The following is an 11932-nucleotide window of genomic DNA, read 5'->3' on the forward strand; positions in this document are numbered from 1 at the left end:
TCGCACGCCCCAAAGTTAGTTTGAGAGTTAGACTGTTCACTTCGCCGAAATGTAATTTGACATACTTTTTCTTATGTAAGTAAAGTACCAGTAGTATTGGGAGCTTATAAGCATAAACAGGAAGCAATAATATGAAGACTGACCTATTTATTTCGTACGCGTGGACATCAGAAGTTCATCGAGAGTGGGTTCGTCTATTAGCAAACCAACTTCACCTCATTGGATACACCATAAAAATTGATGAAGTTGTTGATTATGGGTCAAGCCTAAGTGGCTTCATGAGAGAGGTTACTGAAGCCAAACATGTGCTTTTGATTGTTGACGAAAACTATGTCGAACGAGCAAACAATCAACCATATTCAGGCGTTGGTATCGAGAGCACATGGATAAGTGAAGCTTTTACTAGCAAGCCTGCTACATGGTTGTCAGTTCTCTTTGTGCGAAATCCTGATTGGAGATTGCCAGAGTGGCTTAAGGAGTATAACCCTAAGGGTTTTGACTTTAATTCCCTCCCTAACAAGAATGAGTTTCCTGGGGCAGTTCAGATTGATGCGATCTGGCGTTGGATTGAGGATCTACCCGCGGACAAAACACACGCAGTTCCATTATCTGTTGTTCATAAACGTGCTGCGCGACTTGAACGAATAGATGTTCTGGCCGATCCGGGTAATTACGTTAATCCAGCCCTCGATGGTCGTGTGACTTTTTACTATAAAGAGCATTCGCACTACACAGTTGGTAATGGTGAATACCAGTTTAAAATAAAGTTCAGTGGGCGTTCTAATGATAGTGTTTATCTCTATACAGATGGTGGCCTCAAAGCCGTCGGGTTAATTACAAGTCAAGAGGTCGACCCCAATACTGTAGAATCATTTTTAACGCAAGGAAGGACTATCACCCCAAAGGTTGGGCAGAGAGCAATCCTTTTGAACACAGGCGGAGCTCTCTGTGTTTTAACAATTGATGAGGTGCAATCCGAAGTTAATGAAAAAGAGTACATCCCCGAGCATGTCACGTTCACTTATCAAGTTCTGAAAAACTATTGATGAGACACCCGAGTCAGCGATCATGATTACAGATTCAGTGAGACTTACGCTGACTCATCTCTGTTCCAAAGTAAGTTAGCTCAAAATATTGAGCTAACTTCTATCCAAGTTTGCCATATTTTCAATAAATTCAGGTCAATGGGTTGAATTTTAAGTTACAACCCCAAATCTAAATACAAGAGAAGTTGCATATGAGCAACCTTGAAACCTATTGACTCAGAAAGGTGGAATTATGGCCAGAAAACCAGTTTTTTTTAGTTTCCATTACGGAAATGATGTAATGCGCGTGCAGCAAGTTCGGAACATAGGTGCGCTTGAAGGCAACACCCCAGTTTCAGCTAACGACTGGGAAACAGTAAAACGTGGCGGTGATGCATCTATCAAACGCTGGATCGATGATAATTTTAAGTACAAGCAATGCGTTATCGTTCTTGTGGGGAAAGAGACTCACGCTCGTCCTTGGGTTAAATACGAAATTGAAAAGGCTTGGAATGATGGAAAACCAATTTTTGGCATTCATATTCACAACTTAGCCTGCCCTCGCAACGGAAAAAGCCTAAAAGGTAAGAATCCATTTGAGCAGTTCACATTTAAGGACGGAACAAAACTGTCATCGATCGTGAGCTGCTACGATCCTAACCCAAAAGAGACTTACAAGGACATAGCTGAAAAAATGGAGTCTTGGGTTAACAAAGCCATAGCTCAAAGAAAAAAATAGCCGCGATATCCCAAACTAAAGAGCGTACTTTGCTATACGAAAAGATGCATTACTTACCAAAGTGCAGCTTTTTTCATTGCTACCACTTATAACGCCATAAAAATGAGTCAATAGAGATACTAATAATGAGAGACCGCATAAAACAGTCATTTCTACAAGATATAGGAAAAGAGCTTGCCGAAGAAAACGTAGCAATTTTTGCGGGGGCTGGAATGTCGGCAGGATCTGGATTCGTAAACTGGGTAGAGTTACTCCGCCCCATAGCTGATGAACTAGGTCTTGATGTTGATAGAGAAAACGATCTGGTCGCTCTCGCTCAATATCACTGTAATGATAATGAAGCCAACCGTAGCCAGTTAAACCAAAGATTAATTGAAGAGTTTTCAAGAGAAGCCGAAGAAACTGAGAATCACAGAATACTGGCTAGACTTCCGATCCGCACTTACTGGACTACCAACTATGACAGAGTTATAGAATTAGCTCTAGACAAGGCTGGGAAAATTGCCGATACAAAGCATACTAAAGATCACTTGGCTACGACAAAACCAAAACGTGATGCTGTTGTTTACAAGATGCACGGCGATGTTGAACACCCAAGTCAAGCTGTTCTAACCAAAGATGATTATGAAAAATATCATGTCAAAATGGAACAATACTTAGCTAACTTAAAAGGCGACCTAATTTCTAAGACATTCATTTTCATCGGCTTTAGTTTTACCGATCCAAACTTAGACTATATTCTTAGCAGAGTTCGTGTAGCTTATGAAAAGAACCAAAGACGACACTACTGTTTTATAAAAAATGTAGAAAAGCAAAAAGATGAAGACGATGTAGATTTCAAGTATCGCGTTAGAAAACAAGAATATTTTGTAAAAGACCTCGCAAGATTCAACATCAAAACAATATTGGTTGATGATTTCCGAGAGATTACTGATTTACTAAAAAGGCTTGAGAAGAAATTCAAATCTAAAACCGTATTTATTTCAGGTGCGGCTCATGAATACGGAAATATGGAAGAGCATCAAGCTTTAAAGTTTGTATATGATTTAAGTAAGAAATTAGTTTCGAAAAATATGCGAATTGTCTCAGGTTTCGGCTTAGGCGTTGGCAGTTCCGTCATTTCTGGCGCACTAGAACAAACATTTAAAAATCCAAAAGCAAAACTTGAAGACAAGCTTATATTACGGCCATTCCCACAATCTACCGCGGGAGACACCCCGTTATCTGGGCTTTGGACGAAATATCGAGAAGATATGATAAATTATGCAGGAATAGCATTGTTTCTATTTGGAAATAAATCAAATGGAGAAGACATTATATCCTCCAATGGCATGCGAGAAGAGTTTGAAATTGCAAAACAAAATGAGCTGTTCCTATTGCCTATTGGTGCGACAGGGTATATGTCAAAAGAGTTATGGTTAGAGCTAAACACTCAAATCCAAGATAATCCTAGCATTTCAAATAAAATGAAGGAACTTTATCTAAAACTATGTGAGTTAGAAATTGAGTCTGAGAATCTGATTGACATCATAATAGAAATACTCGAGCTAAACGAGAAAAGTCAATAATATAAACATTAAAAACATAAGCCATGGCATTGTCATGGCTTTCAACATAGAAAAAGAATTGCCATGGCGGGAATTGTAAAGAGAAAGTATAATAAAGAAACTGGCTTATATATTAAGTCATTCACACAACCACTTAAGTCGATATCAAAGATCCTCCCTGTTGAATATAACAAGATTACAATACCAAATATATTTAAAGAGTTTTATCCCAGACAGTGGAATGAACTTATTAGTCGGTACCAATACTATACCGATAAAGACAAAAACCTTCAAAAGAATGGAAAGAAGACTCGTTTCCATCATGAAAGGCCAGAAGATTTCTTATTTGGCTTAGCTAAGACCAAACAGATCATATCTCATAGATTCAAAGAAGAGCATAAAAAACACTTTAATAAATCAGTCAGAGACCATGAGTATGAGAAATTTAAGGAAAAAAGAAAAATAGAAAACAACATTTACCAAAAAAAGATTTCAGAAAACAACAAACTAGCACAAAACGTGGAGCCATTATATATAGACTTATTTATATTTCAATACCATAGAAAAGGCATTTCCATTCAAGAAAAATTAGAGATTGTAAATGAAATTAAAAAATTCAACTGTAAGAAGTCAATAAGATTCTTACAGAAATTAAATGATAGTGAGAGAAACAATCAAGTAAGAAGAGAGGCGTTTAATCATCTTCAGAAATCAGGAATATATGTAAAGCTTCGTAAAAATTTCAAAGGAAAGCAGAAGCAGTATCACGTAGAGCGTGACAGTTTCATGGTAACACCAAGAGACCTAATCAAAAGACTAGAATCTAACTCAATGCAAACTAAAAAGTCATTTGATATTTTCATCTCACACAGTTTTAATGATAACAATGAAGCATTAAAGTTAAAGGATGCTCTAAACAACCTCAATTTGTCAGTTTATATAGACTGGACAAGCGACAATGATTTTTTAAGGCGTGAAATAGCTAGTGACTATACTAAACTGGTTCTAATGGAAAGAATAAAGCAGTCTGGTGTTATAATTTTCTTGAAATCAGAAAATTCAACATCCTCGGATTTTAAGATAAAGTCACTTTGGGTTGAAATGGAGCTATCCTTTGCCAAGGAAATAAACAAGAAAATCTTTTGTGTTAATTTGTCTGAAGGAAATAGTCCGTTTGAGGAAATTTCAACGGTCTTAAATGATGATAATATTGATATACAGAAAGAAAGCATTAAAGATATTTATTCTCACCTGAATAAATAACTTTCGTCTAAACGTACTTATTACCATAAGAACAACTTACACTAAACTCTGTGAATCAAATAAACCTTGTCAACAGACGGTCGATTGGAAGGGGGTTAGTCAATAAGAATTTTTCCTCTTCCCTCTTGGCTTTCTTGGTATTCGGTTTTCATAAAAAGTCACTATTTCCACCTCCATTATTTTTTCTAATCCACCAACTCTCTCGCAAGTTCATTTCCCTAAATCACTTTTGTCCCATAACGTGTTACAAGTCAACGTATGCATAAAAATCACCCTAATCTCTTGCGAAGTATAACCTTAGCACTTAGCCTGTATGTATGTACAGTTTAAGTGAGCCGTTATGCTTTGCATTAAATCCACATCTGACTTTGAGATAGAAAGCGTCAAATACCCTAACTTCCCTTTGCTAACTTGGGAGACTGATAATTCAGTTCTAGGGATTGAATCAGGAATGCTTTGTGTAGAGGCGTTGCAGTTCTTGGTATATGAGTGCTTAAAACGAGGCCGAGTGAATAGTGAGAACACTTGGTGGACGTATGGCAATCACCTAGGTCAATTCCTGACATTCTGTGAGCAGAACAGTTTGGATTGGCGAGACATTTCAGAAAGCAGCGAAGATGAAATGTTAGTCAGTGCTTATCGTGACCTTTGTGTTGGTGAGTTTGGCATGTCGGTAAATTCAACCAATCAGCATTTAAGAACGATAGTGCGTTTCTATTCTTATGGCGTCGGTAAGTGGTTTAAGTCATTACCTTACTCTCTAGAATCCGTTTCAGTGAATAAAGGCCAGCAGTTTTTGGCTCATACAGAAAGAAACGGTGGTAAGAAGTACAGTTCTGATTTGATGATGAAAACCTTTGAGAAGAAAGCTCAGTTTTTATCGGTAATTGAAGTGCGAGAGCTTTTATCTGCAATTGAAAATCCAACCTTAAAGCTGATAGTTCGCTTATGTCTACAGACAGGAATTAGACGAAAAGAACTGTTGCTGTTTCCCTTACATGTAATAAGAAAGCCTACTGGAAACAGAGCTTACTATGAGGTCAACATTTCACGAACCAAAGGTGAGAAAGAGCGCAAGATACACATCCCGACACGATTGATGGAGGACTTGTGGCATTATGTAAATGAGGCTCGTTTTCAGAAGCAGCAAGAGTCAGGAGTGGTATCAGATTGCTTGTTTTTAACGTCTGATGGTCAAGAGTGGACTTCTCAAGGCTCTGCTTTTGGTAAGGCTCTCAAGTCGCTTAACTTACCCTTTCACGTATCACCGCACATGCTAAGGCATACTTACGCAACGCACATGCTGAAAGGAATGTTAGAGCATAAAAGCAGTAAGTTTGAACCCTTGATGTACCTACAAGCTAGGCTTGGACATTCGAGTATCACAACCACGATGAAATATTTGCACTTGGTTAATGATTTAGTCGATGACCTGTCAATTGAGTATCAGCAACAAATTGATGCGATTGTGTAGGTGAAGCATGGCGAAACACCGAAAAAATCTGACAGTTAACAAAGATAAACTCAAGAAAACATCTGTAGTTGAACAAACAATTGACGCAACTCAGAGCCAAGAGATTATCCGTCCAATCAACCCTGTTGTGAACTACCCCAATATTGGCTCAAAAGGTGGTAATGGTTCTAACGTTAATTTTACTCGTTTCTATGGCAAAGGTTATGACGACATTACAAATCGAGTGTACTACACCGCAAAAGCTCTGCTGAAAAATACCGATGCTCTTAGCGAGGAAACTCAAAAAGGTTATTTTAAAAATGGTTTTTTCCATTTCGCAGAATACCTTACATTATTTAGGTATTCTGCGAGTGAGGACTTAACAAAAGCAGATATTACACCAGAGTTGATCGAGCAGTATTTACTGCACCTTAAAGGTAGTGATATTGGGTATAACACCCAAAAAGGTTACTACACTCATCTCAAGTCAATGCTGATACACATGAGGGACAAGGGCTATTGGTCAGTCATTGGTGACATCAACCTAAACAGTGATTTCTTTCCGAAGAGCCCATTTCCAAATTCAAGTAAACGTGCAAAGGGCGAGAAACCACTGACTCCCCATGAAAAAAGGCAGGTGGTAGTTGCGCTAAAACAAGCAATTAAGCCGATTTATCAAAAGACCGAACCACTAACAGGTTATCAGTTAACACTGTGTTTGTTAGCTGTGGCGATTCAGACAGGCATCAACACATCTCCGCTTCTCAATATGACTACCGACTCATTGACCGACCACCCACTTAAAGATTGCCGCAAGCTCTTAACCGTATTCAAAAAAAGAGGCAACGCCACGCAATTGCACAATTTACGAAAATCACAGGAACTTGAAGTAGTGCAAGGAATAAAGCTTGATGTGGCTTATCTTATTGAGGCTATCATTGAGCGTAATAGCCAAGTGAGAAAGTCTATCGATTCCGACTTGGTATTTGTCTATGAGTCTAGAGTTGCCCACATAGGTGCAGAGAGAGGTACGGCCTCCTCTCTAGCAGAAAGGCTGCTTCGATATAACATCAAAAAATTCATCAAAGAGTACGACTTAAGAGATGAAGATGGTCGAACGATGAAACTTAATGTAAGCCGTTTTCGCAAGACGTTCATCAATGGTATTTATGAGCTGAGTGGTGAGAGTTTGTTAATTGCTGCGCGGCAAGCCAAACACAGTGGGACAGGAACGCTTGACCACTACCTGCAAGCTCCTGAGCAATCAAAGCGCAACTTGGGCTTAATGGGTGAGATACGAGTTAAAGAGCTAACGTGCGCAGAGCCAAGCGTCCCTGTAGGGCATTGTAAAGACCCTAAGAATGGCGATAAAGCACCGAAAAATGGCTCGTTCTGTAATGACTTTTTAGGCTGCTTCCGCTGTAAAAGCTTCGTTATTACAGGTGATGATTTGTATAAACTCTTTAGTTTTTATTGGGCGATTATTCGAAGCCGTGACGAGTTTGGTCGTAAAGACTGGAAGCGTCATTTAAAAAATGTTCTAAGAATCGTAGATGAAGAAGTTGTCCCTGAATTTGCTAAGCTTGGCCAGGTACAGCGTGTAGAGGCTGAAAAAGAACGGGCAAGATCTAATCCACATCCGTACTGGCAAAACCTTGATATGTTGAAGGTGACGCAATGAGTTCAATTGAGTTAATACTCACGCAAGCTGAGTTTGCAATTCAGCAATGTCCAAAGCCAAGCACCAGTGCGCTTGAGCAAGTCATTGATGGCTCTCTAACGGGTATCGTGACCTACATTAAACTCGCCAATGGTGAATACCAAACGCTATCTCGATTTGAGGAAGATGTATGGGTGTTTCCTGCTAGTAAAGGTACGAAAGCAACTATAGCAAGTGCATTAAACCTTACTTTTTCTACGATTGATGATACTCAAATGAAGCGCATGGCAAAGTGGGTAATCTGGAGCAAATTCAAAAAGGGGTTAGCTCTTAATACTCTTGTGAAAACATTGGACAAGTTGAAAAGTTATTTTCAGTGGGTTTTAAGTTCAGATACTACAGTTACACATGGGCTGACAGCTTTTACCTCAAATGCCTACGTTAGGCATGTAAATACCCTGCACTCAAAACGAAAAGGCGAGACTAAACCACTGACAGCAGTCACCAAGGTGGATAGATTCCGTATTCTAGAAGACCTTTATTACCACTGCAAAGAGTTTGATTTTGTAAAAGAGCATCCTTGGCCTCAATCAACCGCTAATGAGCAAGCAGGGTATGTTGGTGAAGCGTATCGGGAAGCCATTACCAAAGGTAAGACCCCCATTATTCCAAATAAAGTGCTAATTCCGCTGTGCCAGTTTACTAAATCATACCTAGATAAAGCTGATGAAATCCTGAAATCGTCGAAAAAGAGAGAAACATTGCTACTGCGAGATAGCTGTATCTTCTGGCTGTTACTCACAACGGGTATGCGTATCCATGAAATATTAGGCATTAAGCGTGATGCGTATCGCTCTGAAACGAAAGGTGACACCACTTACTACCACATCGAAACTGTCTCTGAGAAAACACATACAGGGTTAGCTGAGTGGATTGCGCCAAGGATAGCCACGGAAGCGATTGATATTCTTGGCCGTTTGAGCGCTCCACTTCAAGATCAACTTGAGTGTGATTTACTAAAAGCGAAAGCAAGCAACGATCATGTGGAAGCACATCGACTTGAGGAAATCTCAAACCACATCTGCCTATCGAAAAACCTGGGAAAAGGAAACGCAATTTACCTATTGTCAGGGGTGGCAATGACTAACACTAGGTTGCCAAACTTATGTGAACAGATAGGGAGTAATTGGAACCTATCAGCGCACCAATTCAGACGTACCTTTGCTAATTATGCGGTTCACTCTGAATTAGGTGACTTGAGAGCATTAAAAGACCACTTTAAACATTGGTCAATTACCATGACCACTTTGTATGCCTTTAATGATGCTTTGGATGCTGAATTGTTTGAAGAAATGCTTCGAGAGAAATACCTGGTTGAAGAAGAAATTAAGCAAGATTGGTTTGAACTAGACATGCCTATCACTGGTGGCGACATAGCTCAAAACATCATGAAGGTCCGTGAGGATAAAGAGTTAATTAAATCTTTTAGCTCTCTTAGTGCTATGGCAAAGGCATACTCTAGCTCCATACCAATTCGCTCAACAGGTATTGGGTGGTGTACCAATGATGATGAGTGTAAGTGTGGTAAGCCTGATAGCTGTGAAAGCGGCATTGTAGATAAGCGACACCTGCCTTATTGGGAGGGAATGCTAGTGCAGCAAATGAAACTGATGCAATTGGATGATATTGGTGAAGCTGGTAGAGCGGCGGTAAAAAAAGGCATGGAACGCTGTGAAAAGGTTCTAGTGGCATTGGGTATTGATGTTGAAGCTATGAAGCAAGAGATTAACGAGAGAAAGGATATCGAGGTGATAAATGTCTAACCAGAAAGAAAAAGCGACACATAAAGCGGTTCGACTTGCCATTGTTCGAATCGAAAAAGGTCGTCCAAATACTGTTTCTCATAAACGTAAAATGAGTGTCGCTGCCGTTGCCGAAGAAGCAGGTGTAAGTCGAGCATTGATTCACCGTGATTGCCCTGAACTATTAGAGCGTATTAAAGGCGGTGTAAACAAAGACATTCGACAGCAACGTGATGCCAAACAAACTGAACTTAATAAATACAAAGACCGCAATCGAGAGTTGCGGTCTGAGGTGGCAGAATTGAAAGCTATGCTCGCTAAAGTTCAATCACAAAATGCTACGTTAATACGAAAAAACATGGCTCTGAGCAATGCTCGTGCGGACAATAGCAATGTAACGCAACTAATATACAGCTAATTGCCTGAATTTAATGGTAATAATTTCAAATTAAGGTTACTTTTGAGATGGTTAAAAACATCCAAAAGTGTAACCTTAAACAAAGTTATATAAAACAGAAGGTTAGCTACAGTTACATGTAACGAACTATTTATAATTATTGTCCTCCGACAAAAAACACGATATCAGATGTCCGTCTTAAGGGGCACCCGAACTGAAAACTCTACGCTTGCATGCGTTTATCTTTCGGAGGATTACGGTTAGATACTGAGTGATTTACTTGGATTGACGCTTCATATCATCATGGACCATCTTATTATCCAGTTCATGAATTGTACCAATACGTACACGTTTTTCCGGCACCAACTTTTCGTATTCAATGAGATAGATATCGCTGTGAATGTGCTCGGCAATCATTTTCACCAATAAGTGATTGTTAGTATATAAGCCTACCGTCTCTTCACGGTGTGAGAACATCAAGCCCTGCTTCATATCGGCAACAATCATAAAGCGGTGGGAAGGATACTCGGTCTCTTCATTATCTGAACGAGCATAAAGCTCAATTTTTGGATGAGGTACCGTAATGCGATTAAACGAGAAGGCGATAATTCGCACCCCACGCTCGGCCGCTTCAATCAATTCTGTCGAGAATCTTGGGTCAAGTTGGAAGTCAGTGTTGAGGTAGATTTCAACCTGTGCTAACTCGATCACCTCTTTGGCTTTTTGGACCAAGTTGTCGATACCAGTAACGCTGTAAACAAACTCTTTTTCCTCAATGAGCATCATTCGTGACAACTCTTTCTTAAGGATATGGATGTTTTCTACTGTACTCTTTTCGATCTGGTCAAAGATAAGCTCTGGAGACTTGGCTTCGTACTCTTTAGTGTCTCCATCGGACATAAAGATATAGCCATTTTTGTATAAGTTATCGATAGAGGAGTAGACAGAAGAACGCGACAGAGAGATATCTTTCGCGATTTTGTAGCCACTGGCACGACCGTTTTTGAGAAGGTTGATGTATACCAAGGAATCCGTTTTCGTAAAACCAAAATTCATCAACTTAATAACCAAGTCTGGCACGGTTTGTCCTCTAAAATTATTCAATATTTTGTTCCACTTTAGTTAGGTTATCACTAGTTAAGCTCGAAGCCTAACTTAGCGCACAAGTCGTTGCGCTTTTGTTTGAGTTGCTCCACGACTAATAGAAAAATCCTCATAGGGCAGAGCCAACATTACAGGCAGCGGGGAGGCGTCCCAATAACGACTTAGAGCAAATTTGAGGTCACTTGAAATGTGAGCATAGCGCGACACGCTACCAAGTATTAGTAAGGTTCTTGGCTCGTTATTTCTTATATGTGGCTTTAGCGCGCGAGCAAGTTGATCGATGTAGCGTCGATAGGTACGCGCGGCAATAGAGTCTCCAGATTCCAATGCGCAAAGTATCTCTTTTACATTGGAGCACTTAAGCAAGATCTGCTCATACTGTCGTTCCAACCCTGAAACAGAGACAAACTGTTCAGTACACGCTTCACTCGCACAACTGCAGGTAGTGACGAGGCCATCAAAGGCAAAGTCGTAGTCCGGAAGAGCGACATGTGCCCATGGTATCGATCGAATGGTGCGTTGAGAAATACCTCGACGCGTTTTATTACAAGAGTAAAGTTCGCACTCGTTATCGAGTACAACGCACAGCACTTTTCCGAGCTTTATTTGCGACAGGGTATCAGGCGAACTTTGTAAACCAGCTTCGACAAAGTTACTCTTACTGCAACGGACTCGATAGTGCTGTTCAATCAAGACGTGTAACGCCAAATGATGACAGTCAAACCAGGCTAAAACTTCTTCAGTTATAGCTAATCCAATCGAACAGAATGTACCGTAAGCCCATTGGAAATTGTCTACCAACTGAAACACCTGCTGTTTAACTTCCTGTGTAGTCTGCTTGAGACTTTGCTGACTCGAATACACGGTATTGAACTGATCATCAAGCACCGTCGCTTTGAGTTGAACTTTGTCTATCGAGATCCCCAGGTGCATACTTTCTCC

10 protein-coding genes are annotated in these 11932 nt (G+C 39.9%); 8 read left to right on the top strand and 2 right to left on the bottom strand.

What is annotated here, in order from left to right; genetic code table 11:
• Nucleotides 1-131: 131 nt before the first annotated feature.
• The 8 genes from OCU28_RS14350 (at nt 132) to OCU28_RS14385 (ending at nt 9907) form a co-directional block, all read left to right on the top strand.
• Nucleotides 132-1046, top strand: a complete 915-nt coding sequence (locus tag OCU28_RS14350; RefSeq protein WP_261817581.1) for a toll/interleukin-1 receptor domain-containing protein — start codon at nt 132-134, stop codon at nt 1044-1046.
• Between the two features lie 232 nt (nt 1047-1278).
• Complete coding sequence (locus tag OCU28_RS14355; protein WP_261817582.1) at nt 1279-1764, top strand: TIR domain-containing protein; 486 nt, start codon at nt 1279-1281, stop codon at nt 1762-1764.
• Between the two features lie 125 nt (nt 1765-1889).
• The gene (locus OCU28_RS14360; RefSeq protein ID WP_261817583.1) at nt 1890-3332 is read left to right on the top strand and encodes an SIR2 family protein; all 1443 of its coding nucleotides are present in this window, start codon (nt 1890-1892) and stop codon (nt 3330-3332) included.
• Between the two features lie 63 nt (nt 3333-3395).
• The gene (locus OCU28_RS14365; protein ID WP_261817584.1) at nt 3396-4574 is read left to right on the top strand and encodes a toll/interleukin-1 receptor domain-containing protein; all 1179 of its coding nucleotides are present in this window, start codon (nt 3396-3398) and stop codon (nt 4572-4574) included.
• 340 nt (nt 4575-4914) lie between these two features.
• Nucleotides 4915-6048: a tyrosine-type recombinase/integrase gene (locus OCU28_RS14370; protein WP_261817585.1), complete on the top strand. Its 1134-nt coding sequence runs from the start codon at nt 4915-4917 to the stop codon at nt 6046-6048.
• 7 nt (nt 6049-6055) lie between these two features.
• Nucleotides 6056-7708: a phage integrase SAM-like domain-containing protein gene (locus tag OCU28_RS14375; protein WP_261817586.1), complete on the top strand. Its 1653-nt coding sequence runs from the start codon at nt 6056-6058 to the stop codon at nt 7706-7708.
• Nucleotides 7705-9510, top strand: coding sequence for a site-specific integrase (locus OCU28_RS14380; RefSeq protein WP_261817587.1), 1806 nt, complete (start codon nt 7705-7707; stop codon nt 9508-9510). Before OCU28_RS14375 ends, OCU28_RS14380 begins: the two co-directional genes overlap by 4 nt.
• On the top strand, nt 9503-9907 hold the full coding sequence (locus OCU28_RS14385) for a hypothetical protein (RefSeq protein WP_041156848.1): 405 nt from the start codon (nt 9503-9505) through the stop codon (nt 9905-9907). The genes OCU28_RS14380 and OCU28_RS14385 overlap by 8 nt, the downstream gene beginning before the upstream one ends.
• Before the next feature lie 255 nt (nt 9908-10162).
• On the opposite strand, the gene OCU28_RS14390 is transcribed toward OCU28_RS14385, so the two are convergent.
• Entirely contained in the window at nt 10163-10966 is an 804-nt protein-coding gene (locus OCU28_RS14390) for a TrmB family transcriptional regulator (protein ID WP_261818278.1), read from the bottom strand.
• Between the two features lie 75 nt (nt 10967-11041).
• Nucleotides 11042-11923, bottom strand: coding sequence for an ROK family protein (locus OCU28_RS14395; protein WP_261817588.1), 882 nt, complete (start codon nt 11921-11923; stop codon nt 11042-11044).
• Nucleotides 11924-11932: the final 9 nt, after the last annotated feature.

It is taken from the genome of Vibrio gallicus (assembly GCF_024346875.1).
GTDB lineage: Bacteria > Pseudomonadota > Gammaproteobacteria > Enterobacterales > Vibrionaceae > Vibrio > Vibrio gallicus.